Origin of the sequence: Thioclava sp. 'Guangxiensis', from assembly GCF_045348365.1 — a bacterium.
Classification (GTDB): Bacteria; Pseudomonadota; Alphaproteobacteria; order Rhodobacterales; family Rhodobacteraceae; genus Thioclava; species Thioclava kandeliae.
In genome coordinates this window covers 900,001-925,972 of the sequence record NZ_CP155822.1, presented here as the reverse complement: position 1 = coordinate 925,972, position 25,972 = coordinate 900,001, and the positions used below count along the sequence as shown (strand labels likewise).

Annotated in this window: 27 protein-coding genes and 1 tRNA gene (1 of these 28 cut by a window edge); 7 read left to right on the top strand and 21 right to left on the bottom strand. The window is 61.0% G+C overall.

All coding sequences use genetic code 11. The features are described 5' to 3' along the window. Position 1 precedes the first annotated feature (1 nt). Both ABEB22_RS04625 and ABEB22_RS04620 read right to left on the bottom strand, forming a co-directional pair. Positions 2 to 514 (bottom strand): ATP-binding protein, encoded by a 513-nt coding sequence (locus ABEB22_RS04625; RefSeq protein WP_339114039.1) that lies wholly within the window; start codon positions 512 to 514, stop codon positions 2 to 4. After that, positions 504 to 851 carry an STAS domain-containing protein gene (locus ABEB22_RS04620; RefSeq protein ID WP_339114040.1) on the bottom strand — a complete coding sequence of 116 codons (348 nt, stop codon included), beginning with the start codon at positions 849 to 851 and terminating at the stop codon, positions 504 to 506. The genes ABEB22_RS04625 and ABEB22_RS04620 overlap by 11 nt, the downstream gene beginning before the upstream one ends. A gap of 177 nt (positions 852 to 1,028) precedes the next feature. Between ABEB22_RS04620 and ABEB22_RS04615 the strand changes: the two genes are divergently transcribed. Further along, positions 1,029 to 1,679 carry a pseudouridine synthase gene (locus tag ABEB22_RS04615; RefSeq protein ID WP_339114454.1) on the top strand — a complete coding sequence of 217 codons (651 nt, stop codon included), beginning with the start codon at positions 1,029 to 1,031 and terminating at the stop codon, positions 1,677 to 1,679. A gap of 6 nt (positions 1,680 to 1,685) precedes the next feature. Here ABEB22_RS04615 and ABEB22_RS04610 read toward each other — a convergent pair whose 3' ends face one another. From ABEB22_RS04610 to ABEB22_RS04600, 3 genes are all read right to left on the bottom strand, one after another. Beyond that, positions 1,686 to 1,919, bottom strand: coding sequence for a WGR domain-containing protein (locus ABEB22_RS04610; RefSeq protein WP_350936575.1), 234 nt, complete (start codon positions 1,917 to 1,919; stop codon positions 1,686 to 1,688). A 163-nt stretch (positions 1,920 to 2,082) separates the two neighbouring features. Then, on the bottom strand, positions 2,083 to 2,208 hold the full coding sequence (gene ykgO / locus ABEB22_RS04605) for a type B 50S ribosomal protein L36 (RefSeq protein WP_096433353.1): 126 nt from the start codon (positions 2,206 to 2,208) through the stop codon (positions 2,083 to 2,085). Positions 2,209 to 2,291: 83 nt separating this feature from the next. Then, positions 2,292 to 2,366: transfer RNA gene (locus ABEB22_RS04600), tRNA-Val, on the bottom strand. A 192-nt stretch (positions 2,367 to 2,558) separates the two neighbouring features. Here ABEB22_RS04600 and ABEB22_RS04595 point away from each other — a divergent pair. Then, positions 2,559 to 3,422 (top strand): N-formylglutamate amidohydrolase, encoded by an 864-nt coding sequence (locus tag ABEB22_RS04595; protein ID WP_406870930.1) that lies wholly within the window; start codon positions 2,559 to 2,561, stop codon positions 3,420 to 3,422. A gap of 1 nt (position 3,423) precedes the next feature. Here ABEB22_RS04595 and ABEB22_RS04590 read toward each other — a convergent pair whose 3' ends face one another. Both ABEB22_RS04590 and clpB read right to left on the bottom strand, forming a co-directional pair. After that, a complete protein-coding gene (locus ABEB22_RS04590; RefSeq protein ID WP_406870929.1) occupies positions 3,424 to 4,689 on the bottom strand; it encodes a DNA polymerase IV in 1,266 nt (421 codons plus the stop codon). A gap of 208 nt (positions 4,690 to 4,897) precedes the next feature. Beyond that, positions 4,898 to 7,510, bottom strand: a complete 2,613-nt coding sequence (gene clpB / locus ABEB22_RS04585; protein ID WP_406870928.1) for an ATP-dependent chaperone ClpB — start codon at positions 7,508 to 7,510, stop codon at positions 4,898 to 4,900. A gap of 465 nt (positions 7,511 to 7,975) precedes the next feature. On the opposite strand from clpB, the gene pyrF reads away from it, so the two are divergent. Continuing rightward, a complete protein-coding gene (gene pyrF / locus ABEB22_RS04580) occupies positions 7,976 to 8,686 on the top strand; it encodes an orotidine-5'-phosphate decarboxylase (protein WP_406870927.1) in 711 nt (236 codons plus the stop codon). 56 nt (positions 8,687 to 8,742) lie between these two features. On the opposite strand, the gene ABEB22_RS04575 is transcribed toward pyrF, so the two are convergent. From ABEB22_RS04575 to def (ABEB22_RS04550), 6 genes are all read right to left on the bottom strand, one after another. Next, complete coding sequence (locus ABEB22_RS04575; protein ID WP_339114046.1) at positions 8,743 to 9,006, bottom strand: hypothetical protein; 264 nt, start codon at positions 9,004 to 9,006, stop codon at positions 8,743 to 8,745. A gap of 120 nt (positions 9,007 to 9,126) precedes the next feature. Continuing rightward, positions 9,127 to 9,330, bottom strand: coding sequence for a hypothetical protein (locus tag ABEB22_RS04570; protein WP_350936566.1), 204 nt, complete (start codon positions 9,328 to 9,330; stop codon positions 9,127 to 9,129). Positions 9,331 to 9,352: 22 nt separating this feature from the next. Further along, positions 9,353 to 9,562, bottom strand: a complete 210-nt coding sequence (locus ABEB22_RS04565) for a hypothetical protein (protein ID WP_339114048.1) — start codon at positions 9,560 to 9,562, stop codon at positions 9,353 to 9,355. A gap of 4 nt (positions 9,563 to 9,566) precedes the next feature. After that, positions 9,567 to 10,463 carry a methionyl-tRNA formyltransferase gene (gene fmt / locus ABEB22_RS04560; RefSeq protein ID WP_406870926.1) on the bottom strand — a complete coding sequence of 299 codons (897 nt, stop codon included), beginning with the start codon at positions 10,461 to 10,463 and terminating at the stop codon, positions 9,567 to 9,569. Between the two features lie 4 nt (positions 10,464 to 10,467). Further along, entirely contained in the window at positions 10,468 to 10,968 is a 501-nt protein-coding gene (gene def, locus ABEB22_RS04555; RefSeq protein WP_339114050.1) for a peptide deformylase, read from the bottom strand. Further along, entirely contained in the window at positions 10,968 to 11,510 is a 543-nt protein-coding gene (gene def, locus ABEB22_RS04550) for a peptide deformylase (RefSeq protein ID WP_406870925.1), read from the bottom strand. The genes def (ABEB22_RS04555) and def (ABEB22_RS04550) overlap by 1 nt, the downstream gene beginning before the upstream one ends. A 135-nt stretch (positions 11,511 to 11,645) precedes the next feature. On the opposite strand from def (ABEB22_RS04550), the gene ABEB22_RS04545 reads away from it, so the two are divergent. Further along, entirely contained in the window at positions 11,646 to 12,824 is a 1,179-nt protein-coding gene (locus tag ABEB22_RS04545; protein ID WP_339114052.1) for a MalY/PatB family protein, read from the top strand. A gap of 42 nt (positions 12,825 to 12,866) precedes the next feature. On the opposite strand, the gene ABEB22_RS04540 is transcribed toward ABEB22_RS04545, so the two are convergent. From ABEB22_RS04540 to ABEB22_RS04525, 4 genes are all read right to left on the bottom strand, one after another. After that, positions 12,867 to 13,244, bottom strand: coding sequence for a hypothetical protein (locus ABEB22_RS04540; RefSeq protein ID WP_339114053.1), 378 nt, complete (start codon positions 13,242 to 13,244; stop codon positions 12,867 to 12,869). A 957-nt stretch (positions 13,245 to 14,201) separates the two neighbouring features. Continuing rightward, positions 14,202 to 15,608 carry an HlyD family type I secretion periplasmic adaptor subunit gene (locus ABEB22_RS04535; protein ID WP_339114054.1) on the bottom strand — a complete coding sequence of 469 codons (1,407 nt, stop codon included), beginning with the start codon at positions 15,606 to 15,608 and terminating at the stop codon, positions 14,202 to 14,204. After that, complete coding sequence (locus tag ABEB22_RS04530) at positions 15,608 to 17,365, bottom strand: type I secretion system permease/ATPase (RefSeq protein ID WP_406870924.1); 1,758 nt, start codon at positions 17,363 to 17,365, stop codon at positions 15,608 to 15,610. The genes ABEB22_RS04535 and ABEB22_RS04530 overlap by 1 nt, the downstream gene beginning before the upstream one ends. Positions 17,366 to 17,483: 118 nt before the next feature. Then, positions 17,484 to 19,700, bottom strand: coding sequence for a transglycosylase domain-containing protein (locus ABEB22_RS04525; RefSeq protein ID WP_406870923.1), 2,217 nt, complete (start codon positions 19,698 to 19,700; stop codon positions 17,484 to 17,486). Positions 19,701 to 19,966: 266 nt separating this feature from the next. On the opposite strand from ABEB22_RS04525, the gene ABEB22_RS04520 reads away from it, so the two are divergent. Both ABEB22_RS04520 and ABEB22_RS04515 read left to right on the top strand, forming a co-directional pair. Continuing rightward, a complete protein-coding gene (locus tag ABEB22_RS04520; protein WP_339114057.1) occupies positions 19,967 to 20,305 on the top strand; it encodes a P-II family nitrogen regulator in 339 nt (112 codons plus the stop codon). Between the two features lie 27 nt (positions 20,306 to 20,332). Next, on the top strand, positions 20,333 to 21,682 hold the full coding sequence (locus ABEB22_RS04515; RefSeq protein WP_339114058.1) for an ammonium transporter: 1,350 nt from the start codon (positions 20,333 to 20,335) through the stop codon (positions 21,680 to 21,682). Positions 21,683 to 21,781: 99 nt separating this feature from the next. Here ABEB22_RS04515 and ABEB22_RS04510 read toward each other — a convergent pair whose 3' ends face one another. The 4 genes from ABEB22_RS04510 to smpB form a co-directional block, all read right to left on the bottom strand. Continuing rightward, positions 21,782 to 22,219, bottom strand: a complete 438-nt coding sequence (locus tag ABEB22_RS04510; protein WP_339114059.1) for a MarR family transcriptional regulator — start codon at positions 22,217 to 22,219, stop codon at positions 21,782 to 21,784. A gap of 147 nt (positions 22,220 to 22,366) precedes the next feature. Beyond that, positions 22,367 to 23,548 (bottom strand): amino acid aminotransferase, encoded by a 1,182-nt coding sequence (locus ABEB22_RS04505; RefSeq protein WP_339114455.1) that lies wholly within the window; start codon positions 23,546 to 23,548, stop codon positions 22,367 to 22,369. Further along, on the bottom strand, positions 23,548 to 24,399 hold the full coding sequence (gene sseA / locus ABEB22_RS04500; protein ID WP_406870922.1) for a 3-mercaptopyruvate sulfurtransferase: 852 nt from the start codon (positions 24,397 to 24,399) through the stop codon (positions 23,548 to 23,550). The genes ABEB22_RS04505 and sseA overlap by 1 nt, the downstream gene beginning before the upstream one ends. 102 nt (positions 24,400 to 24,501) lie before the next feature. Then, a complete protein-coding gene (gene smpB, locus ABEB22_RS04495) occupies positions 24,502 to 24,978 on the bottom strand; it encodes an SsrA-binding protein SmpB (RefSeq protein WP_339114061.1) in 477 nt (158 codons plus the stop codon). Between the two features lie 152 nt (positions 24,979 to 25,130). Between smpB and msrP the strand changes: the two genes are divergently transcribed. Continuing rightward, positions 25,131 to 25,972: the 5' portion of a protein-methionine-sulfoxide reductase catalytic subunit MsrP gene (msrP, locus tag ABEB22_RS04490; protein WP_406870921.1), read on the top strand. 67 nt of this gene lie beyond the right edge of the window; the window shows 842 of its 909 coding nt (coding positions 1-842); its start codon is at positions 25,131 to 25,133; its stop codon lies off the right edge, out of view.

Sequence of the window (25,972 nt, the reverse complement as noted above, 5' to 3'; positions counted from 1 at the left end):
ATCAGCCGTCCTGCTTCAGCGGCAGGCGGAAAGCGAGCATGTTGCGACCATCCTCGCGCCTGTAGCCCAGATCTTCTGCAAGATCACGGATCAGGAACCAGCCGAATCCTCCCTCCGGAAGCTCCTCGGTATCCAGCGTCTGAAGGGCGTTTTCTACCGTGTCGAATGTCGCGGGGTCCTCGAGAACGAAGGCAGGAAGTTCGAGGCCGTCATCGGTCACCGAACAGTTAAGCCCGCGCTTATCCATCACCATGGAGAGGGTAATCGTGCCGACCCCGCTATCCTGATAGCTGTGTTCGACGATATTGTTCAGGATCTCGGCCAGTAACAGTTCGAGCGTTCCGGCCTCGTCCTGACTCATATGCAGGACGAATCTCGCGAGCGCATTGCGCAGGGCTTCGCGCACGGCCAGCGGAGTGGCCGGAAAACTATGATGGAAGATCCTTGGCTGCCGTTCACCACGCGGAACAGCCGTGCCACTTTTCAACGCATGTGCGTCGTGGTTAGCCAGCATTCCGCACCTCCGGTAGGAAGGCATCCTCTAGGGTCGGGTGGATCTTGAAGATCGTGTCCATGCGGGTCAGCCGGAACACCTTCGCGACGTTCATGTTCAGCGCGGCCAGTTCCAGCTTCCGGTCCTTGGGCAGGGCTTTCATGACGGCGACAATCGCCCCCAATCCCGAGCTATCGAGGAAGGTGACAGATTCCAGATCGAGAATGACGCGTTGTGACGGCTGCATGCAGACTTCGCGCATCTGGTCCTTGAAGCGGATGGCAATGGCTGCATCGAGTCGATTCTCGTCGACGCGGACCCACAGTGCATCCTGGCGGGCTTCGGCATAGAGGTTCATCTGCGGTCTCCGGCTCGTCACTCAATTTTCTCTAGGAGTAGGGGCTAAAACTTACCAAACCGTAATTCCGAATCGATTTCGCTCCATTCCCCAACGGAAGTGGCCGAGATGTCTATTTTAACCCCTCATGCGCAAGGAAGACTTGACCGGCTGGCACATCGCGGGCAATCGGTGGCGATGATGTATCGCTATGATCCGCCCTCCGACCCGCCCAAGATCCTGCATGCCGATCACGAGATTCTCGTGGTCGACAAACCGTCAGGGCTGCTTTCGGTGCCGGGGAAGGGGCCGGAGAAAGCGGATTGCCTGATCGCGCGGTTGCGCCAGTCCTATCCGGAGGTGCTGCTGGTGCACCGGCTGGATTGCGACACCTCGGGGGTGATGGTCTTCGCGCTGACGCCTCATGCGCAGCGCCATCTGGGACTGCAATTCGAGCATCGCCAGACCAAGAAGACCTATCTCGCGCGTCTCTGGGGGCATCTGGAGCCCAAGACGGGCCGGGTGGACCTGCCGCTGATCGTGGACTGGCCCAACCGTCCGCGCCAGCATGTGAACCATGAAACCGGCAAGCCCGCCCAGACCGACTGGAAGGTGCTGCAGCATGATCCCGATGGAACGACGCGTGTGCGGCTTATGCCGGTGACCGGGCGTAGCCATCAGTTGCGGGTGCATTGCCAAGCGCTAGGGCATCCGATTCTCGGAGACCCGCTCTATGCCGAGGGCGCGGCGCAGGACTTTCCACGGCTGATGCTGCATGCCCACACGCTGCGGCTGCGCCATCCCGATGGCGGCGAGCCTCTGGCATTTACCGCCGATACGCCCTTCTGAGGGGCTTCAGGCGGCCACAGCCTCGGTCAGTGCATATCCCCTGCGGGCGGCCTTGAGGCGCCATGTATCGGCCGCCTGCACGGCGTCGCGAAGGTTGGTGAACAGCACGTTGCGCATGCCACAAGCGCGGCCATCGCGACCCCATTCGCGCTGCACTGTATATTCGCCGAAGAGATTGTCACTCACCTCGACGCGGTAGAACTCTTGCGCCGAGGGGCGGTGGAGAAGAAGGGTCAGCATGGCAGTGCCTTCCGAAACGCTACAAATCCATAGAATCAGAACTTTGTGCCGCAGGCTACAGAAATCCGGTCTGACCGCAGGGTAATCCGGCATGGTGATCGCCCAATAAGAAAGACCGCAAGGTTTCCCTTGCGGTCTTGTCTTTGCCGATGGCTCGGTCGAGTCAGCCCTGACGGGCTTTAAAACGACGCTGCGTCTTGTTGATTACGTAGACGCGGCCCTTGCGGCGCACGATCTGGCAATCGCGATGACGCTGCTTGAGCGAGCGGAGCGAGTTGCGAACCTTCATGGTCGTATCTCCTTGTCGCGGCGCGCGTGCGCCTTGAAAGCAAAAAGCCCCGACAGCCAGGCCGAAGGGGCGGCGGAATAGAATGGTGGGCGGTACTGGGATCGAACCAGTGGCCACTACGATGTCAACGTAGTGCTCTACCGCTGAGCTAACCGCCCACGCTCCGAAATGATTTGCCTTGGATTGCGTTTGGTCTCAAGCTGTTGCTTGATCCGGTCTGCAACCTTTCGGTTCACCTCCTCGGTGTGGAGGGGTCTATAAAAGGTGTTCGCACGACGCGCAAGGGGGTTTTGACGAGAAAATGCATTGCGCTACACTGAGGTCATCACAAAGGAGGTTCATGACCGTCCATGAAACATGATCGACCGGCTTTCCGGCTCTGCGAACCCGATCCAGTCCGGACCTCTGTTATTTTCTCATCCCCCCATTCTGGAAGTTACTATCCAACTGATTTTCAACAAAATACTGTTCTGGATCTGGCGCGCCTGCGGTCATCCGAGGACGCGTTTGTCGATGATTTCATGCATCTGGGGGCGCAGCTCGGGGCCTATTGCATCGCCGCAACATATCCGCGCGCCTATCTCGACCTCAATAGAGCGCGTGACGAACTCGACCCGGGAATCGTCGAAGGACTGCGTCAGCGCGGCAGTGGCAGCCGTGTTGCAGCCGGTCTGGGCGTGATTCCCCGCGTGGTCTCTGGCGGGCGGGCGATCTTGCGCGGGAAAATAAGTCTCGCGGAGGCCGAGACCCGTCTCGATGACATCTGGACCCCATGGCACCGTCAGATCGATCTGCTGATGGAGGCCAATAAAAAACGGTTCGGGGAGGCGATTCTCGTCGATCTGCATTCCATGCCCAGCGAGGCGATCGAGGCATTCGGCCTTAAACGACCGGAAATCGTGATCGGCGATCGCTACGGCAGTTCCGCCTCGGAGCATATCGTCGAAGAGATCGAGGCCGCTTTTGCCGCGACAGGCCTCTCGGTGAGCCGCAATACCCCTTTCGCAGGAGCCTATATCACCAAGACCTATGGCCAGCCTGCCAATCATCGCCACGCCATCCAGATCGAGATCAACCGAGCGCTTTATATGGATGAAGCGCGAATTGAACGGCGTGCGGATTTCGCCGAGTTCCAGTCCCTGATGGATGGGGTTCTGGCGCGGATTGCGGCCATCGGGCGGTCGGACCAGCCAGATACCATGGCAGCGGAGTAGGTCAGTCTTTCCGGAACCCCCGCCCCATCTGGATCGCATCCACGCCGAATTTGGCCCTGATGGCATCCATCGCGCGCTCCTGCTTGGCGCGCCGCCCCGCATCGGGGTCCAGAAGATCGCCCACCGGATCTCCCTCGCGTGCGGGCCTTAGCCCCGAATAACCGATACCGATCAACCGATAGGGCGTGCCTGCGGGCAGGGTGTCAAACAACCGCTTGCCCACCTGAAACAGCGTATCGGCCAGCTGGCTCGGATCTTCGAGTTGCGACTGGCGGGTCAGGGTGGAGAAATCCGATTTCTTCAGCTTCAAGGTGACAATACTGCCTGCCAGTTCCTTCGCTTTCATGCGTGCGGCGGTCTTCTCGGCCATATGCCAGAGTTGCGCCAGAAGCGCTTCGCGGTCACTGAGGTCTTCCGAGAAGGTTGTTTCATTCGAGACGCTTTTTACCGGCGCATCCGGGTTCACGCGGCGGTCATCCTCGCCCATCGCCAGTGACCAGAGCCGCATCCCTTGCCCCCCGAAACGCCGGATCATATCGTCGCGCCCGATGCGGAGGATATCGGTGAGCGTGCGGATCCCTGCCTGCCCCAAAGCCTGACGTGTCGCGGCTCCCACCCCCCAGAGAATCCCCACCGGCTTGTCGCGGAGAAACTTGCGCGTCTCGGCCTGACCGATCACCGAGAACCCGCGCGGCTTATCCAGATCGGAAGCGATCTTGGCCAGAAACTTGTTATGGCTGAGCCCGACCGAGACGGTCACTCCGATCTCGCTCTCGATCTCGGCGGCAAGCCGCGCAAGGCTCTCGGCGGGGGGCATACCATGCAGCGTATCGGTGCCACGAAGGTCCAGAAAGGCTTCGTCCAGCGAGAGAGGCTCGATCAACGGGGTCAGGCGCGCCATTTTGGCGCGGATCTCGCGGGAGACTTCGGCATAATAGGCAATGCGTGGGGGCAAAACCACGGCATCGGGGCAGAGCTTGCGGGCCTGAAACATCGGCATTGCCGAGCGGACACCATAGATACGCGCCACATAGCAGCATGTGGTCACCACCCCACGTGTGCCGCCGCCCACGATCAGGGGCACCGAGGCCAGTTCTGGATTGTCGCGTTTTTCGACCGAGGCATAGAAGCTGTCACAATCAATATGGGCGAGGCCCAGGTGAAAAAGCTCATCATGGCTGACCAGCCCGTCACGACGGCAGCGCGGGCAGCGCCCTCGGGTCGCCTCGCTGAAAGAGGCAAAACAGGATCTGCAAAGACTGGCCATGCCTCTTCCCTATAGTGATAAATATAGGGGCGCTCGCGCCCCTCTTGGCACTCTGTGCCAATTCACCCCTGAGGATATTTATGGGAAGTGGAAGAGAAAAGCCGCTTCCACTTCCCATAAATATCCCGGGGGGCTGCCGTAAGGCAGCGGGGGCAGAGCCCCCTCAGGTCCGTGTGCAAGGCGGCGGCCGTAGCCGCCGCCAAGAGGCTCAGTGCAGAGAGGCGCTGAGCGGAGTGTTTTCCGAAGGCGGCACGATATGCCCGCCGACAGAAAGCCCGTCAGGCCCTGCCGTGACCGTGACTGTCGAGCCGTCCAGCACATCGCCCGACAGGATCAGGTTGGCCAGCGGGTCCTGTAGATAGCGCTGGATCACCCGTTTCAGCGGGCGTGCGCCATAGACCGGATCATAGCCCTTATCGGCGAGCCATGTGCGGGCCGCATCATCAAGCGCAAGCCCGATTTTGCGATGACCCAGACGCGTCTCCAGACGTGCCAGCTGCACGGTAACGATCCCGTCCATATTGTCGCGCGACAGGCGGTCGAAGATCACCATCTCGTCCAGACGGTTCAGGAATTCGGGGCGGAAATGTGCCCGCACCGCTTCCATGACCTGCGCCTTGGCCTGTGCTCCATCCGTGCCATCGGGCAAGGTGCTGAGCGCCTGAGACCCCAGATTGGAGGTCAGGATGATCAGCGTCTGCTTGAAGTCCACCGTCCGGCCCTGACCATCGGTCAGAACACCATCATCGAGCACCTGCAACAGCACGTTGAACACATCCGGATGCGCTTTCTCGACCTCGTCGAACAGCACCACCTGATAGGGGCGGCGGCGCACCGCTTCGGTCAGAACGCCACCCTCGTCATAGCCGACATAGCCCGGAGGGGCCCCGATCAGACGCGACACGGCATGTTTCTCCATGAATTCGGACATGTCGATCCGTACCATCGCCTGATCATCATCAAAGAGATAATCGGCCACGGCTTTGGTCAGCTCGGTTTTACCCACACCGGTCGGGCCGAGGAACAGGAACGACCCCAGCGGACGGTTCTCATCATTGAGACCCGCACGCGCACGCCGCACTGCATTGGCCACCGCCGTCACTGCCGCATCCTGCCCGATCACCCGCTTATGGAGCTCTTCCTCCATTTTCAGCAGTTTCTCGCGCTCGCCCTCGAGCATTTTCGAGGTCGGGATACCGGTCCAGCGCTCGACCACCTCGGCGATCTGTTCGGGACGCACGGCCTCTTCGACCATGACATCCTCTGCCGATTCCGCCTGTTCGAGCTGCTTTTCAAGATCCGGAATGCGGCCATATTGCAACTCGCCCGCTTTGGCGAAATTGCCTTCGCGTTTGGCGGTTTCCAATTCGGCGCGCGCGCGGTCCAGCTGTTCTTTCAGCACGCGGCTGCTCTCCAGCTTGTCGCGTTCGGCCTGCCATTTGGCGGTCATCTCGGCGGAGCGTTCCTGCAGTTCCGACAGTTCCTTCTCGAGTTTCTCGAGACGGTCCTGACTTGCGACGTCGTCTTCTTTCTTCAGCGCCTCGGCCTCGATCTGCGCCTGCAGGATCTGGCGATCCAGCGCATCCAGTTCCTCTGGCTTCGAATCGACTTCCATCCGCAAGCGCGAGGCGGCCTCGTCCACGAGATCGATCGCCTTGTCGGGCAGGAAGCGGTCGGTGATATAGCGATGCGAGAGCGTCGCCGCCGATACGAGCGCCGAATCGGAGATCCGAACCCCGTGATGGAGCTCGTATTTCTCCTTGATGCCACGCAGGATCGAGATCGTATCCTCGACGGTGGGCTCTTCGACCATTACCGGCTGGAAGCGCCGGGCCAGAGCCGCGTCTTTCTCGACATATTTGCGATATTCATCAAGCGTGGTGGCGCCAACACAATGCAACTCGCCTCGCGCCAGCGCCGGCTTGATCAGGTTGGCCGCATCCATCGCACCATCGGATTTGCCCGCGCCCACAAGCGTGTGCATCTCGTCGATAAAGAGAATGATCTCACCGGCTGCGGTTTCGATCTCCTTGAGGATGGATTTCAGCCGCTCCTCGAACTCGCCGCGATATTTCGCCCCTGCGATCAGCGCGCCCATATCGAGCGCCAGAAGCCGCTTGTCGCGCAGGCTCTCCGGCACATCGCCATTGACGATGCGCAGCGCAAGCCCTTCGGCGATCGCGGTTTTCCCAACGCCCGGCTCCCCGATAAGGACGGGGTTGTTCTTGGTGCGGCGCGAGAGCACCTGCATCGTGCGGCGGATCTCGTCGTCACGACCGATGATCGGGTCGATCTTGCCTTGCTCGGCGGCCTCGGTCAGGTCGCGGGCATATTTTTTCAGCGCCTCATAGCCGTCCTCGGCGGAGGCGCTATCGGCGGTGCGGCCCTTGCGCAGATCGTTGATAGCCGTGTTCAGCTTCTGCGCGGTCACGGCACCTGCATCAAGCGCGTCTTTCGCACGGGTATTGACCACGGCCAGCGCCATCAGGATACGCTCCACCGGCACGAAACTGTCACCGGCTTTCTTGGCGATCTTCTCTGCCTCGTCGAGCACGCGCACGAGCGACTGGTCGATATAGGTCTGGCTATCCGTGCCGGACACTTTGGGAAGTTTGCCGACGGCTTGGGTGACGGCATCGGCCACGCGGGCGGCATCGCCACCGGCGCGATTGATCAGGTTGGACGAAAGTCCCTGATCGTCATCCATCAATGCTTTGAGCAGATGTTCGGGGACCACGCGCTGATGGCCTTCCCGCATTGCGATTGTCTGCGCGGATTGAAGGAAGCCGCGCGAACGCTCCGTGAACTTTTCCATGTTCATCGGGTATCTCCTTTTCTAAAGCCCCCGCAAATCGACATGCCCGTAAGCGGCACATGTCTGGTCGGGTCTTATCGAATAATTGGGTAGGTGGGTCAGGCTATTCAAGATGTCAGACCACGCCTGAAGCGAAAATCTTGGCTTTTGCGAAGCGCCTAGGGAACTCGCAGGCACCGTGCAAGGTTCCGTAAATGTCTCGCCTGTAAGGTGAGACCCCAAGGAACAGGAGAGACGCCATGACTGTGCTGCATTATCTGCCCTTCCTCGCTGCTTTGACCCTTCTGGGCATCGTCATGATGCACCGTGCGCGTGTGCGTGCCTTGATACCGGTCAAATCTCGGGATTGAAGACCTGTCCGCGGGGCTGCCGATACCGGAGTGATTGCGGGAAAGTTCCCCCTGTGGTTCCTCAGGGGTTGATTTTTCGTGCCGTCTTGCGCATCGGGGTGCAAACCACAGGAGATGCTGCATGACCACCCTTTTGCCCGCCGATGACCGCCTGATCGTTGCCATGGATGTGCCCGACGCGCTGGCCGCGCTCGAGCTGGCCCAGAAACTGGGCGATAGCGTTTCTTTCTACAAGATCGGTCTAGGGATGCTCACGGGGGGCGGTCTGGCCGTTGCCAACGAGCTGAAACAGGAGCATGGGAAGCGCATCTTCCTCGATATGAAATTCTTCGATATCGGCGCCACGGTCGAGGCTGCGGTGCGCGGGATCGCACAATTCGATCTGGACTTCCTGACCGTGCATGGCGACCCCCATGTGGTGCGCGCCGCGAAGGAAGGCGCCTCGGGTAAGGATCTCAAAATCCTCGCTGTGACCATCCTCACCTCGCTTGATCGCGCCGATCTGGATGCCGCGCTGATCCAGCCGGGCGATATTGCGGATCTGGTGACAGAGCGCGCCGCGCGCGCGCTCGAGGCCGGAGCTGATGGCGTTATTGCCTCGCCGCGTGAGGCCGCGATGATCCGGGCACTGCCGCAGGCCGAGGGCAAGCTGATCGTCACGCCGGGTGTGCGGCCCGCAGGGGCCGCATTGGGAGACCAGAAGCGTGTGGAAACACCCGCTTCGGCGCTATCGGCGGGGGCGGATCACCTTGTCGTTGGCCGCCCGATCTGGCAGGCGGCGGATCCGCAGGCGGCCGCGCAGGCCATTCTGGCGGAGATCAAAGCGATCTGAGTGTTTCACGATAAACGCGTCATGTAAAAGGCCCGCCAACTGGCGGGCCTTTTACATTACTGTTGGGGGGCAGGGGCGTCATCGGCTCCCGGAGCCACCTCGACCTCGGCCGGTGCGTCCGACGCAGGCTCTTGGGCCGGCTCGGAGGCAGGGGCCTCGTTGGTGATCGACACCTCGTTGCCCGCAGGTGCAGGGGTTGTGGTGTCACCGGGCGAGCCCATCACATACCAGACCAGCACGCCAAGCGCGACGACGATCGCCCCCAGAACGAAATAGAGGCCGTTGTCGCGGCGCGGCGGAGGCGTGTTATTCTCGGTCATCTTCGTCTCCTTCGACATTCGATTTGAAGAGAGAACGCGGGGATGACGGGGCTGTTCCCTGAGCGGTGGCGCCGCTCGCCCGCATGGGCGGGAGCCTGCCGATAGAGCCGGCGCGGCCACTTACAGCGCGGGCGGCTCAAGCCCTTTCTTGCATTGCTCGGGGCCGTCATAGCGGGCTGAATAGGCCACCGCGCCGCAGGTCTTGCATCGGAATTCCTTCAGTGCGCCCTTGCCGCCGATACGTTCCCACCGGCAGGGATTGCGCTTGCGATACCACAGGAGACCGATGAAAACGGCGATAACGAGAATGATGGCAATGGGCATGATCCGCTCCTTTGGCTTCGACTTAACGCGAAGCAGGCGCGGTGACAGGGGGCGGGGAGGTCACTTCGGAGTGAGTGTCGGGCTCGGGCAGCAGCTTCACCCCCACCAGAACCAGCACCACCAGCACCGCCCAGCCGCCCGGTCGCGACAGCAGCCAGATCGCCACGACCAGCATCATGCCGATCAGGCGGGAGGTCATGGTGGTCAGGGGCGCGATCAGGAGGCCGAACATGGAATCAGTCGAGGCGCTCGGGCAGGGTCAGGGCCTGCAAGACCTGCGCGGCTGCCATCGGCTTCTTGCCCGCGCGCTGCGCCTCCAGCACCTGCACGGCGCCTGCTCCGCAGGCAATGGTGAACCCGCCCAGAACATCTCCGGCAGCGCCATGACCGTCGGTCTGGCGGGCGCGCAAAAGCTTTACCCGTTCCCCCGCAATCTCGCACCACGCTCCGGGGAAGGGCGACAAGCCGTTGATCTTGCGGGTTACATCGGCTGCAGGGGCAGTCCAGTCGATCCGCGCCTCGGCCTTGTCGATCTTGGCGGCATAGGTCACGCCCTCGTCGGGCTGGGCCTCGCTGGGGAGCGTATCAAGATGGGCCAGCGCCTCGATGATCATCGAGGCCCCCATGACGGACAGCCGGTCATGCAACTCTCCGGTGGTCTCGGTCGCGCCGATCTCGGTCGCGCGACGCAGGCGCACGGGGCCGGTATCGAGCCCCGCTTCCATCTGCATGATACAAATCCCTGTTTCGGCATCGCCTGCCATGATCGCACGGTGGATGGGCGCCGCCCCGCGCCAGCGCGGCAGCAGCGAGGCATGGATATTCAGGCAGCCCTTTTCGGGCGCATCAAGGATCGCTTGTGGCAGGATCAGCCCGTAGGCCACTACCACAGCCACATCGGCCTTCAGATCGGCAAAGGCCTGACGGTCGGTCTCATCCTTGAAATTCAGCGGAGTGCGCGTCTTTATCCCCAGTTCCTCGGCGCGGGCCTGAACGGGGGAGGGGCGCAGATGTTTGCCACGACCTGCAGGGCGCGGCGGCTGCGAATAGGCCGCCACGACCTCGTGCTCGCGCGCCAGTGCCTCGAGCACCGGGACTGAAAACTCGGGGGTGCCCATGAAGACGACGCGCATGACCTTAGCCTTTGTTCAGTTTTTTCGATTTCTGGATCAGCATCTTGCGCCGCAGGGGCGAGAGATGGTCCACATAGGTCTTGCCGTTGAGATGGTCGATCTGGTGCTGGACCGAGGTCGCCCAGAGCCCGACGAAATCACGTTCTTCCATCTCGCCATCGGCATTGAGGAACCGCACGGTAACCGCCCGCGGACGCTCGACCGGTGCCCAGACGCCCGGAAGATTGGGGCTTGCCTCATCATGTTTGCGCATCTTGACGCTGGCATGGAGCACTTCGGGATTGGCCATGCGGATGGCCTCGCCACGCTTGTCGGAGGCATCCACCACCGCCAGACGCATCATGATCCCGATCTGCGGGGCGGCCAGACCGACCCCCGGCATCGCATCCATCGTCTCGATCATGTCATCCCAGATCATCCGCACCGTCTCGGTGATCTCGGCCACAGGCTCGGCCGCTGTGCGCAGACGCTTGTCGTCAAAGGGGATGAACTTGCGCACGGTCATCAGATGATCCCGTCGGATTTCGGCGCGCGGGCGCGCTCGCGTTTGAGCTTCTGCATCTTCGAGGTGATCATCTTGCGTTTCATCGGTCCGAGATAGTCGATGAACAGCTTGCCATCGAGGTGATCCAGCTCGTGCTGGGCGCAGGTGGCCCAGAGCCCGTCGAATTCCTCTTCCATGACCTTGCCATCCACGCTCAGCCATTTCATCCGCACCAGTTTCGGGCGGGTGACTTCGGCATATTGATCGGGGATCGACAGGCAGCCCTCCTCATAGGTGTTGGTCTCTTCCGAGGACCATGTGATCTCGGGATTGATCATCACCATTGGCTGGGGCGCTGCGTTCTCTTCCTTCACGCAATCCATCACGAAGACACGCTGTAGCACGCCAATCTGTGGCGCGGCAAGGCCGACACCGGGGGCGTCATACATCGTGGCCAGCATATCGTCAGCCAGCTTGCGGATTTCGGCATCGACCGAGACGACCGGATCACAGGTCTTCTTCAGTCGCGGGTCGGGGTGAATGAGGATCGGGCGTAGGGTCATAAGGCCGATTTAGGCGATGGTTGGTTCCAAGGCAATGGGGCAGCGGCTTGGCGGTGCATTATAAGGATACAATCAGGCATTTGTATCCCGCCGCCAGAGGTGATCTGATGCGCGCAAAGACGCAGGAGACATCTGATGAGCAAAGCGCCCGATTTCGACGAGATCATTGACCGCACCGGCACCCATTCCGCCAAATGGGACAGCATGGAAGACATCTATGGCGTGCCCGCCGCGACGGGTATCCCGATGTGGGTGGCCGATATGGATTTCCGTCCGCCCGCCTGTGTGCAGGAGGCGCTGGAGGAGATGACCCGTCAGGGCGTCTACGGCTATTGGGGCGGCAATGCGGAATACAACGCCGCAATCCGCTGGTGGATGAAGACGCGCCACGATTGGGAGGTGCAGGACGACTGGATCTTTACGACCCATGGTCTGGTAAATGGCACGGCGCTGTGCGTGGATGCGTTCACGGCGGAAGGCGACGGGGTAATGCTCATGACGCCAGTCTATCACGCCTTCGCCCGCGTGATCAAAGCGGCGGGGCGCGATGTGGTGGAATGCCCGCTGAAGCTGGTGGATGGCGGCTACCAGATGGATTTCGACGCATGGGATAGCATTGTGGATGAAAAGACCCGCATGCTGGTGCTCTGTTCGCCCCATAATCCGGGCGGGCGTGTCTGGAGCCGCGCCGAGCTGGAAGGTGTTGTGGAGTTTGCCCGCAAGCATGACCTGGTGCTGGTCTCGGACGAGATCCACCATGACCTGGTCATGCCGGGGCAGGTGCATACTCCCATGGCCAATGTTGCGGGCAACTACCCTGTGGTCATGATGACCGCCACCACCAAGACCTTCAATATCGCGGGCACGCATTCGGGCAATGTGATCATCGCCGATCCTGCGCTGCGCGCCAAGTTTTCCGCGCGGATGAATGCGCTGGGGATTTCGCCCAATAGTTTCGGCATGGCGATGGCGACGGCGGCTTACAGCCCCGAGGGGGCCGACTGGGTGGACGCGCTTTGTGCCTATCTGGATGGCAACCGCAAGATTTTCGACGCGGGCGTCAATGCCATTCCGGGCCTGAAATCGATGCCACTGGAGGCGACCTATCTGGCATGGGTCGATTTTTCCGGCGCGGGGATGGAGCGGGCCGAATTTACCCGTCGGGTGGAAAAAGAGGCGCTGATCGCCGCGAATTACGGCACGACCTTCGGCACGGGCGGCGAAACCTATCTTCGTTTCAATCTGGCCACGCCGCGGACACGGGTCGAAGAGGCTGTGGCGCGGTTGAAAAAGGCTTTTGAAGATCTGCAGTAATAGAAAAGGCCCCGAATGCGGGGCCTTTTTGACTTTGTGCCATCAGGCGCTTGGCAGATAGCCCACTGGCGCATCGGGATCGCGCACAAAATCCACAGGCGCGCGGTCTCTGACCGGCGTTTCCCGTTTGATCGCACATATCAGCTCGCCATTCTCGACCTCGGAGGCAATGATCAGCCCCGTCGCCACATGGCGGATGCCGTCATAGAGATAGACCTCACCTCTGAGATGATCGATCTCGTCGGCATTGAGCGCAAGCCCGCCTTCCCAGCGGCGCAGGATCGGCCAGTTCTTGTCGCCCGATCTAAGGCTGAGCTTCGTGCGTTTGCCCGCTGTCTTGATTTGCGCATCGCGCATCGCCTGGGCGATATCTTTCGGCAAGAACTCCATCAGGTCCTCCTTCCAGATGAGTCTTCTCATTCACAATTCTGTTCTCTTAATCATGAAAATCAAGTGAAACCCCGAGAGGATTTGAGAAGATATTTGTGGTGTGGGTGACTCTCCAGTCAGAAGATAGGGGAGTTTTTCCGAAGACAATGGTAGCCTTACCCATGCGATGCACCTGCGCGCGGTCGGAGCGCGCCCTTTGATCCGCGTGCAGAAATTTCGCGCCGGACCACGCACCCTGTTTGCGCTCAAACCGTCCGAGAAATGTTTCAGCGGCGCCACTGCACGGCAATCACTGGCCAGACGCATGGTTGGATTAGATGAATCCCGATTAGAGATGGTTCTGGCGAGAGGGCGAGGATCGGATGCGTGTCGGATATCGGGGCGGCGTTCAGAACGGCGTTGGATAAGCTGGCCATGGTAACGACGGGATGAGCCTGCCGTTGGCATGCGACACTCCGGATGGATCGGCACATTCCGTTGTCGTGTTCTTCGGACGGACCCCCATCGCTCTTGTAAGGTAAAGACTGCTGCCCTGTCGAAAAGATTCTGCCTGATAGAACGCGCCAGCGAGTGACGCATTTAGCTGTTCCGCGGCTTGGGACGCGCACTGGGCGGGGCGGTGCCTCAAGCGTTGTTGCGCCGTAAGGCCAATGAGTGCTCGATGCCCTTGGCCGGTGGTCGCCTTGCCCTCTGGATCTGCGGTAATGACGTTATGAGCATCCGCGATGGCGAGGTCATTGCCCGGCCTCCGCGCCTCTTGATGGATGGATGTGGTCTGAAAGCCGGATGCCGAGTCTCTGTCCGAGACCAGCGTCTGCGGGAGATCTTTTGCAACATCAGACACCTCCATTGGACGTTTTGTGGAGCATGATCAACAGGCAGGCTATGCGCCACAAAAAAACTCTTCCGCGAAATGGGGAGGCACTTCAGAAGGCTTGGGCGGTGGGGTGCCCGACAGACGGCTGGCGTGTTATATCTGCGCAGGATCTAGCTTTCGCGGAAGGCGTGGTCGAGATAGCTCAGGAAGGGCGCAAGGATATAGGTCAGCGGGGTGCGATCGGTCGTACGCAGATAGGCTTCGACCGGCATGCCTGGCAATAGCGGCATCTGCGCCATAATCGCTTCGGTTCTGGCATCCGGCATCACCTCTGCGCGGTAATATGCGGTCGCTGTGACAGGGTCGATCGAGGCATCCGGCGAGATCCTCTGGATCGATCCGGTCAGCTCCTGCACATCGCGCGCAGCGAGGCCCGGCAGGCGGAGGGTCGCCAGCTGACCCTGCCGGATCTCGTCGATATTCATGGGCGGGATGCGGATCTCGATCATCATAGGTCGATCCTGCGGAATGAGATAGAGAACCGGATCCGCGGGGCGCAGCACGGAAAGACGGGTGGTGGTGGCCATCTCGTGTACGATGCCGTCGATCGGTGCGCGGATGTCGAGAAGTTTGATCTTGTTGCGTAGATTCCGTACCTGCTCCATCTGCTGCAGTTCCTGCCGATCTATGTCATGCAGTTCGCTTTCGAGTTCGACCTGCCTCTGTGACAGGATCTGCAATTTCTGCAACTCGATCGTGGTGATATCCTCTCGTGTCTCCGCCTGTTTGGCGATCAGCTGGCCGTTCTGCCCGTAAAGCACGGCCAGTTCGCGCTCGAAGGAAAGCCGGCGGGCGCGTTGCTGGGAGGTCGTATCCGCGATCCCGCCCTGTGTTTGTAATTCTTCCGCCAGAAGAACCTGCTGTTGTTGAACGGATTTGATCTGCGCATCGATGCCGATGATCCGGTCCTCGGCCTGAATGGCCTTGCGGTCGAGTTGCATCAGCATCTGCGCGAAGGCGGTATTGCGCGCCTCGAACAGCGTTGTCTGGCCGGACAGGATCTGCTGCAGGCCGGGCTTGCTCTCGGCGCGCTGGGTTAGTGTCTCGGGATATGTCAGCTGGTCTTGCCGCAACCGTTCGGCATTCAGCCGCGCCCGCCGCGCCTGAAGCGCAAAGAGCTGGTCCTGGAGAATGGTCAGTTCGGGCTGGAGATCCTGCCCGTCGAGCTTGATCAGGATGTCGCCCGCCGAGACCTTATCCCCATTATTCACGAAAATCTCCTCGACACGCCCGCCTTCCGGATGCTGTACGACCTGCCGGTTGGTATCGAATTCAAGCCGCCCCGAGACGATGACGGCCCCCGCGATCTTTGTCAGGCTCGCCCAGCTGCCGAAAATGACCACCAGAACGAAGAGGGCCGCATAGCCCAGGACCAGCAGATTATAGGTCGTGCGGTCCTTGGCCGCGATCTGGGGCTGCGGGCGGGGAGTTTGCGCGCCTCCAGAATGCGCCTTGGCACCGATTCTTCTGGTCAGATCTGCCGCGCGCAGTGGCGGGCGGGAATTGTTGCGAAGCATCAGGGCGCCTCCTTCCTCTGGGTGGCACCCGACATACCGGTCTTACCGATATGGCTAATATCCTTGGCATTGCGGACGGTCTTGGCAAGCACCTCCTGACGCGGACCGTAGGCGCGGCATTGCCCGTTCTCCAGCATCAAAAGGGTCTCGCATTCGGAGATGGCCGCGGGCCTGTGCGCCATGACGATAACGGCCCCACGCCGGTCTTTCATCTCGCGGATGGCGCGGTTGAGAGCGGCATTCCCGTCGGCATCGAGATTGGCATTGGGCTCGTCGAGAATCAGTAGCAGCGGGTCGCCAAACAAGGCTCGCGCCAGGCCGATCCGCTGGATCTGCCCGCCCGAAAGCGGCCCCGATGTACTGTGGATTCGGGTATCATACCCGTCGGGCAGATCGAGAATCATGTCATGTGCATCGGCCCGTTTCGCCGCCTCGATTACGGATTCGGGGGAGGGGTTGGCTTTCATGCGTGCGATGTTCTCGGCAATGGTGCCCTGAAAAAGGGTCACGTTCTGCGGCAGATAGCCCAAGAGTTGGCCCAATGTGTCGCTCGGGAAGCGGTGCAGGTCACTCTGGTCGAGGCGCAGGCTGCCATCGGCAAGGGGGCGCACCCCGCAGAGGGCACGGGCCAGCGTGGTCTTGCCGCACCCCGAGGGGCCGATCACGCCCAGAGCCTGTCCGGGTTCCAGCCGGAAGCTCAACGCACGCAGCGCGGGCCTGCGGGTCCCTGGAAGGACCACCGTGATGTTCTTGGCGATGACCCGTGCAGCGGGGCGCGAGGGGGTGATATGTATCTCGTCGGTCTGGCTGTCGAGCAGGTCGGGGAGCCTCAGCCAGCCATCGCGGGCACGGGCGATCACGCTCCAGCCACCGATGACGGTCTCGATCGGGCTGAGCGCACGGCCCATCAGGATCGAGCCCGCAATCATCGCACCGGCGCTCATCTCTCCGCGCAGCACTACCCATGCACCAAGGGCCAGCATGGCCGATTGCAGCAACTGGCGGAAACTGCGGGTGAAGGTGGTAAAGCCTGTCGTCCGGTCTGCCGCGCGCGCCTCGGCGCGGAGCGCCGTTCCGCGGCTCTCGCGCCAGCGGTTGAAGGCGGCGCCCTGCATGCCGAGCGCCTGCAAAAGCTCGGCCTCGTCGCGCAGGTAATCCCCCAGCCTGCTGGAGACCGTCTGGGCCTGCGCCGCCTCGCGCGAAAGGCTGCGGGTGGCCACGCGGTTGAGCAGGGTCACCGCGATCAGCACCGCCCCGCCGCCCAAAGCCAAGAGCCCCAGCAGCGGGTGGAAGATGAAGATTGCCAGAAAGAACAGCGGGGACCACGGCATATCGAACAGGGCCAGCACCACCCGCGAGTTCAGGAGCTTCTGCACCGCGTCTAGGTCGGACAAGCCGAGGCTCGAGACGAGATCCTCGGGATTGAGGGCATTGCGGCGCAGGACGGCTGCGAAGACCCGCTCCTCGAGCCGGCCCATCAGACGTTTGGCCACGCGCGACATCAGGCGGGAGCGGACAAAATCCAGAAGGCCCATGACGGTGAAAAGAAAGACCACCAGCAGAAACAGGCTGGCAAGGGTCTCCTCGGCGCGTGATGCCAGAACCCTGTCATAGACCTGCAGCATGAACATTGGGCCGGTCATCATCAGGATGTTCACAAAAGCCGAGAACAGGCCGACGCTCAGGAACAGGCCCCATTCGCGCTTGCTTTCGTCATTCAGTCTTTTCTTGCCCAGAGGGGAGCGGCGGTCCGGCATGGGATACTCTCAGACAGTCGGAAACGAAAAACCGGCCCCACCAAAGATGAGGCCGGTTTTCATTTTTACCGCGAGGTATTTCGGAACCTTTACCGTTAGGGTTGATCTAGATAAAAATCTAGCGGTTTCCGGTAATTGCTCCCAAGACATCGTTGATGATCTTCTCGGCGATATTGGGTTCACGCCGTTGCTGGACCGGGGCGTTCTGCGCATTCCACGCCGATGTCGTCGTGCCGTCGCTATTATAGGTCTGGCCGGCATAGGGCTGCGTCTGGGCCTGCCATTCGGACGGGTTGGCCATCGGCAACGGTTTCGCGGGCTGGCCTTTCTCGACCCGGGTCATGACCTCGTGCCAGATCTCGGCGGGCAGGCCGCCGCCGGTCACGCCGGTCAGGGGCTTATTGTCGTCATTGCCCATCCAGACACCGGTCACATAGTCGTCGGTGAAGCCGATAAACCACGCATCGCGCGCCGACTGGGTGGTGCCGGTCTTGCCCGCAACCTCATAGCCATCAAGCTTCGCGCGGTGGCCCGTACCCTGTTCTACCACGTTATGCATCATATAGATCAGCTTGCGTGCGGCATCTTCCGAGATCACCCGCTCGCCGATACCGCCACCCGAGGTGAAGATCGGCTCTTTGTCGCCTTTGATCCGCAGATCGGTCAGGCCGTAGGGCTTCACCGAAGAGCCCCCATTCAGGATGCCCGCATAGGCGCCGGTCATGTCGATCAGCGTCGATTCGGAGACCCCGAGCGCCAGTGCCGGACCTTTGGCGAGGTTATGCCCGAAGCCGAAATCCTCGGCCACTTTGCGCACCGCATCGCGGCCCACCTCTTCCTGCAGGCGCACCGTCGCCACATTGACCGAATGGGTCAGCGCGGTGGTCAAGGTGATCGGACCGCGGAAGACACCTTTCTCGTAATTCTGGGGCGACCAGGGGCCGGAGCCCGGGACATTGATCGTCAGGGGCGTATCCTCGACGATGGTATCGGGCGTCATCCCCATATCCATCGCTGCCGCGTAGACGAAGGGCTTGAAGGTGGAGCCCGGTTGGCGCAACGCCATTGTCGCGCGGTTGAACGCGCCCGAGACCTTGGTCTGGCGTCCGCCGACCATGGCCCGCACCGCACCATCGGCGCTCATGACGATGACCGCAGCCTCGGCCGTCGAGCCGTCTTTTACCTTGGTGTCGAACACATCCTTCAGCGCCGTCTCGGCAGCGGTCTGGATGCGCTGGTCGAAGGTGGTATGGATGATCACATCCTCGGTCGTGTCATTCGACAGGAAGGGCGGGATGTCATCCATGACCCAATCGGCAAAGTAACCGCCCGCGCGTTTCTGTGCAGCTTCCGACAGGGTCGCGGGGTTGGCTTTGGCTTCCTTGTATTCCGCATCCGTCAGGAATTTCTGCTCGTGCATGAGCGACAGGACGGTGTCGGCCCGTGCCTGCGACCGCGCGAGATTATTGGTGGGGGCATAGCGGGTCGGGGCCTTCAATAGCCCTGCCAGCATCGCCGCCTGCTGCGGGTTCACATTGGCCGCCGAAATCCCGAAATACCGCTGGGCAGCGGCTTCGAAGCCGCGCGCGCCCGCACCGAGATAGGCGCGGTTGAGGTAGATCGTCAGGATATCGGATTTTGTATATTTGGCCTCGAGCGCCAGCGCATAGGGCACTTCCTTGATCTTGCGGGTCAGACCGCCCGACCGGCAGTCATCCTCGTATTCGCCTTCGTTCTTCCACGTCTTAGGATCATAGGGCACACCGAGGCACAGGAGCTTGGCAACCTGCTGGGTGATGGTCGAGCCACCATTGCCCGAGAAGGGGCCGCGCCCCTCGCTGAGGTTGATGCGGATGGCCGAAGCGATGCCGCGCGGGCTGACCCCGAAATGGTGATAGAAGCGGCGGTCCTCGGTGGCGACCACGGCCTCGCGCAGATAGGGCGAGACGTTTTGGGCGGTGATCTGCCCGCCAAAGGTCTCACCGCGCCATGCAAAGACGTCGTTATTTCGGTCGAGCATGGTAACCGAGCCGCGTGTGCGACCGTCCAGAAGCTGGGTCAGCGGGGGGAGGGTGCTGTAATAATAATAGACCGAAATCCCGAGAATGATGGCAATCACCGCCAGCACGCGCCATGTCGCCTTGAAGATCAGGCGACCGAAGAAGCCAAGGATGCCAAGAATGAACCCCAGGATCGGTCCATGCTTGCGCGGGGGCCGTTTGCGCGCCACTTTGGCGGGCTTTTTCGGAGGGGTTTTCTTCGGTCCAGGTTTGCCGCCGCCTGTGTAGCGTCGCTCCGCTACCAGCGGTTTGCGCGGGCCGCCATTATTTGCCATCTGCTCGTATCCGTTCTTGATCGTTCTGGCCAATTTACACGGATTGTTGGTCTTTGTGGAGGTTAGGGTTCTCACGATTCGGTATATTGCGTGATTAAAAAATATACTTACTGTCCAAAAAGTGTGCTTTGCCGGTTCGCTGGGCCACGGGAATGTGAGGCTGACGGCAAGGTTGCCTTGTAACATGCCTAAGTATTGGGCTTTGTGGCGGCATGCCGCCTATCGGTTCCGATAAGCGGAGCTGAGGAGACAGGAAGGAATCGAACGTGAAACTGATTATTGCAGCAATCAAGCCTTTCAAGCTCGAAGAGGTGCGTGAAGCGCTGACCTCCATCGGCGTGCGTGGCATGATGGTGACCGAAATCAAGGGTTTCGGCGCACAGTCCGGCCATACGGAAATCTATCGCGGTGCTGAATATGCGGTGAATTTCGTGCCGAAAGTGAAACTGGAAATCGTCGTGACGGATGGTCTTGCAGACGAGGTCGTTGATACGATTCTCAAGGCTGCAAAAACCGACAAGATCGGTGACGGCAAGATCTTCGTGCTCGACGTCGAACAATCGGTTCGCGTTCGTACCGGCGAAACCAACGAAGACGCTCTCTAAAGCGTCCGTGGGACAGGGGAATTACTGATGAAAAACTTCGGAAGACTTACCGGCCTTGCGGCCGCGGCCGCGCTGGTGGCTATGCCCGCGCTGGCTCAGGATGCACCGGCGGCTCCCTCCGCAGTGCCGACCGACAGCGTCTGGATCCTGAACACGCTGCTGTTCCTCGTGGGCGGCTTCCTCGTGTTCTTCATGGCGGCAGGTTTCGCCATGCTCGAAGCGGGCCTTGTTCGCTCGAAAAACGTGGCGATGCAGTGCCTCAAGAACATCGCGCTCTTTTCGATCGCCTGCATCATGTACTACCTGATCGGCTACAACCTGATGTATCCGCTGGGCAATTGGTCGATCGGCTCCGATGAGACCGGCGGCTATCTGGGCGCGTTCGCGACCGCAGTTCTCGAAGCCGTTGGCGTTGGCGCGGATGCGGTTGACGACTATTCCTATGCCTCGACCGGCTCGGACTTCTTCTTCCAGGTCATGTTCTGTGGCGCAACCGCCTCGATCGTGTCGGGGGCTCTGGCCGAGCGTATCAAGCTGTGGCCCTTCCTGATCTTCACCGCGATCCTGACCGGCGTGATCTATCCGATCCAGGCATCGTGGAAATGGGGCGGCGGCTTCCTCGACAGCCAGTTCGGCTTCCTCGATTTCGCAGGTTCGACCGTCGTGCACTCCGTCGGTGGCTGGGCAGCTCTTGCTGGCTGTCTGATCCTCGGCCCGCGTATCGGTAAATACAAAGACGGCCGCGTGACCCCCTTCCCGGGCTCCAACCTGACCCTTGCCACGCTCGGTACCTTCATCTTGTGGCTCGGCTGGTTCGGCTTCAACGGTGGCTCGCAGCTGGCGCTCGGTTCGATCGGTAACGCAGCCGACGTGTCGCGTATCTTCGTAAACACCAACATGGCCGCCTGTGCCGGTGCTTTCGCGGCAATGGTTCTGACCCAGATCCTCTACAAGAAGCCCGACCTTACCATGGTGCTTAACGGTGCGCTGGCCGGCCTCGTGTCGATCACCGCAGAGCCGCTGACCCCGGGTCTCGGCTGGGCCTGCATCATCGGTGCCATCGGCGGTATCATCGTGGTCTTCGCGGTTCCGTTCCTCGACAAGCTGAAGATCGATGACGTTGTCGGCGCGATCCCGGTCCACCTGTTCTGCGGTATCTGGGGCACCCTGGCTGTCTGCATCACCAACCCCGATGCGACGTTCATGGGCCAGCTGATCTCGATCATCATCGTCGGCGTCTTCGTCTTCGTGGTCTCGGCGATCCTGTGGTTGATCCTCAAAGCCGTAATGGGTATCCGCGTCTCCGCCGAAGACGAGACCATGGGTCTCGACAAGGCCGAGCTGGGCATGGAAGCCTATCCGGAATTCCGCTCCTGATTTCAGGTGCAGTGTGAACAAGAAAGGCCCGGATCATCGATCCGGGCCTTTTGCATTGGACAAAGGATAACAGAACCCGAGGTCCCTCCCGCCACCGCCTCAGCGGTTCTGGTTGTTGAGCGTATTGAGATTCTTGATCAGCGTCTCGAGGATGTCGGTCAGCTGTTCATAGGTGCCCTCCGGCATGCCGGTCATCGATTCGGCATAGACCTTATCGGCGGCGCTGCGGGCATCGGCAAAGGTGCTCTGGGCTTTTTCGGTGGGTGCCACGAGGCGCACGCGCCGGTCATTGGGCGAGGGCGCACGTTCGACCCAGTTGCCCTGTTCCATCCGGTCGACAAGGCGCGAGACCGAGATCGGCTCGATTTCCATCAGTTCGGCGAGCCGCGCCTGTGGCAACGGGCCTTCCCGCATCAGGATCGACATCAGACGCCATTGCGAGGAAGTCAGCCCGATTTCGGCAGTATGGGTTTCGAAACGGCTACGCACGGCGCGCGACGCATCATGAAGAAGATAGGCTAGGCGGGCTTTGGGCATAGTGGACCTCTGTTGTACAACGCCAATCTAGGGCGAAATTGTTATGATTTTATAAGTCCGCTCAAATTAACTTCAACATATTCTGGTTACAATATGCGAAAAGGCAGCCCGGAGGCTGCCTTTCATGTTTGCGGAGCCTATACGCGGTTAAACGCCGGCGGCAACAATCGCCTTGGCCAGAAGCGGCACAGAGGTCTTGTTCAGGCCCGCGATATTCAGGCGGCTATCGCCGACCATGTAGATCGCATTGTCCTCACGCATCTTCAGAACCTGCTCTTCGGTCGCGCCCAGGCGCGAGAACATCCCGCGGTGATGGGCCAGGAAGTCGAACCGGTCCGAATTGGTCAGCTGGCGCAGTTCCGAGGCGAGTTGCTCGCGCAGGCCCAGCATGCCGTTGCGCACGGCTTCCAGCTCGTCTTCCCATTCCTGACGCAGGGTCGGGTCGGTGAGGACCTTGGCCACCAGCGCCTGCCCGTGGAAGGGCGGGAAGGAATAGGCCAGACGGTTGAGTTTGCTGAGGTTGTCCTGCGTGACGGCGGTATTGGCCGCATCGCCCAGCACCATCAGGCAGCCGGTGCGCTCGCGGTAGATGCCGAAATTCTTCGAGCAGGAGGCCGCAATCATCAGTTCGGGCATTTTTTCGGCCATCAGGCGAGTGCCGGCGGCATCAGCCTCGAGACCGTCACCGAAGCCCTGATAGGCCAGATCGATCATCGGGGTCGCGCCGGTTTCGAGCAGGGTCTCTGCAACCACGGCCCATTGCTCCAGCGTCAGGTTGGCGCCGGTCGGGTTATGGCAGCAGCCATGCAGCAGGACGACATCGCCCTTCTTGGCCTGCTTGAGGTCCTCGATCATCGCATCGAAAGCCACCGCGCGGGCGTCATTGTCGAAATAGCGATAGGGTTTGACCTCGACACCCATGAAATTCAGGATGGTGATATGGTTCGGCCAGGTGGGGTCCGACACCCAGACCTTCATGTCGGGATTGGCCACGCGTGCCAGTTCGAACGCCTGACGGCAGGCACCGGTGCCGCCCACGGTCGACAGGAAGGCCAGACGGTCGGCGGGATAGCCCTCGCCCAGAACCATCGAGGCCATCGCCGCGTGGAAGTCGGGCTGGCCCGCAAGGCCTGCATAGCTTTTGGTGGTCTCGGTCTCGTGCAGGATCTTTTCTGCCTTCGAGATCGCGGTCATGATCGGGGTCTTGCCTTCAGCAGTCTTATAGACGCCGACGCCGAGGTCGATCTTGTCCTCGCGCGGATCCGCGCGATAGAGGCCGGACAGGGCAAGGATCTTGTCTGCCGGTTGCGGTTTGAGATTGCTGAACATCATGCTTCTCCGGTTGCGACCCTGAGGTCGTTATACATGCCCCATTCGGACCAGCTGCCGTCATAGAGCGACCAGTCGGTTTTGCCCATCGATTCGAGCGCCAGCGCCAACACCGACGCGGTGACACCCGATCCACAGGACGTAATGGCGGGTCTCGCCAGATCGACGCCTGCCGCCTCGAAAACGGCGCGCAGTTCGTCGGGGGATTTCATCGTGCCATTGCCGGTGAGCACCTCGCCAAAGGGCACATTGCGCGCATTGGGGATATGGCCCGCCCTCAGGCCGGGGCGCGGCTCGGGCTGGGTGCCGGCAAAGCGCGCGGGTGCGCGGGCGTCGATGATCACGGCATCACCCAGTTTCGAGCTATGCGCCACCTGCGTCACATCCTTCACCAGCTGCGCCTGACGCTGCACGGTCATATGGCGCTCGCGCAAGACGGGGGGCAGATCCTCGGTCGGGCGGCCTTCGGCCAGCCATTTCGGCAGGCCGCCATCGAGCACGGCCACATCCGTTTTGCCAAAGAGGCGGAACAGCCACCACACGCGCGGTGCCGAGAAGATGCCGCTCTGGTCATAGATCACTACCTGATGGCCATCGCCCACACCCATCGCCCGCATCCGCGAGATGAACTTCTCGGCGGGCGGGGCCATATGCGGCAGATCGGAGCGGTGATCGGAAATCTCGTCGATATCGAAGAACCGCGCATTGGGGATATGGCAGGCCTCATAGGCCGCTTTGGCGTCCCTGTCGGAGCCGGGCATGAACCAGGACGCGTCGATCACCCGCAGGTCGGGGTTCTTCAGATGGTTCTCGAGCCACTCGGTCGATACCAGAGTCTTGGGATTATCCATCGTGCCACGTCCTCCCTTGCGGTCATTGCCTTGATTAAACGGAAGGGGCTCGGCGGTGCAAGTAGGGATAGGGCAGGGCGGGGATCTAGGGCCCGCCCCGACTCACATATTCTGCTTGAGCAGGCGCTGTTTCTGGCGGTTCCAGTCGCGCTTGGCTTCGGTGGCGCGCTTGTCGGCCACTTTCTTACCCTTGGCGATACCGATCAGGAGCTTCACGAAGCCCTTGTCGTTGAAATACATCTTCAGCGGCACAATGGTCATGCCCTCGCGCTGGGTCGCGTTCCACAGGCGCGAGAGTTCCCGCTTGGACACCAGCAGCTTGCGCTTGCGGCGTTCCTCGTGGCCGAAGGTCTTGGCCTGGGCATATTTCTCGATATTGCCATTGATCAGCCAAAGCTCGGCCTCCTCGACCGAGGCGTAGCTCTCGGCGATGTTGGCGCGGCCATTGCGCAGGGACTTGACCTCGGAGCCCGTCAGCACGATGCCCGCCTCGAGCGTATCCTCGACTGCGTAATGGTAGCGTGCCTGACGGTTTTCGGCGATCAGGCCGTTATTTTCTGAACTCGGTTTCTTTGCCATGGTCGCGCAGAGATAGGGCGGGCGGGCGTCTGAGTAAAGATCCCCAATCGTCCTGTCTGACCAAAACGTGAGGCTTTTTTGCGGAAACGCTGAAACTTCTCCCCGCTTCTGCCCGTATACTCTCCAAAGGCCGCAATCCCGGAGGACCGAGTATGACGCGCAGAGAGTGGGATATCTACAAGGATAGGGACGTCACCCCCAAGGAGATGTTCCTCAACCGCCGCCAGATCATGGCAGGAGGGCTGGGGGCGGGGCTCGTGGCGGCGCTGCCCAAGGGCGCGCGGGCCGAGGAGGCGCTCAAGCCCAACACATTCGAGGAGATCACCTCCTACAACAACTTCTATGAATTCGGTTGGGATAAATCCGACCCCGCCAAATATGCCAGCGCGCTGACGACCTCGCCATGGCCGGTCGAGATCGACGGTCTGGTCGACAAGCCCGGCACCTATGCTTTCGATGATCTGATGAAGATGGTCACCGTGGAAGAGCGTATCTACCGCTTCCGCTGTGTGGAGGCGTGGTCGATGGTAATCCCATGGTCGGGCTTCCAGCTGTCCGAGCTGCTGAAAAGGGTCGGCGTGCAGCCGGAGGCGAAATATGTGGCCTTCACCTCGGTCCTGCGCCCCGAGGAGATGCCCGGCCAGAAAGGCTATTCCGGTATCGACTGGCCCTATCAGGAGGGGCTGCGCATGGATGAGGCGATGAATCCCCTGACCCTGATGGCGACGGGGCTCTATGGCGAGGATCTCCCCAAACAGAACGGCGCGCCCATGCGACTGGTCGTGCCATGGAAATACGGGTTCAAATCCGCCAAGAGCATCGTGAAGATCTCGCTGGTGAAGGATCAGCCGCTCAATACCTGGCAGGCGCTGCAGCCCAGCGAATATGGCTTCTACGCCAATGTGAACCCGAAGGTGGATCACCCGCGCTGGTCGCAGGCGACGGAGCGCGTCATCGGCGCAGGCCTGTTCGGTGGCCGCAAGGAGACACTGAT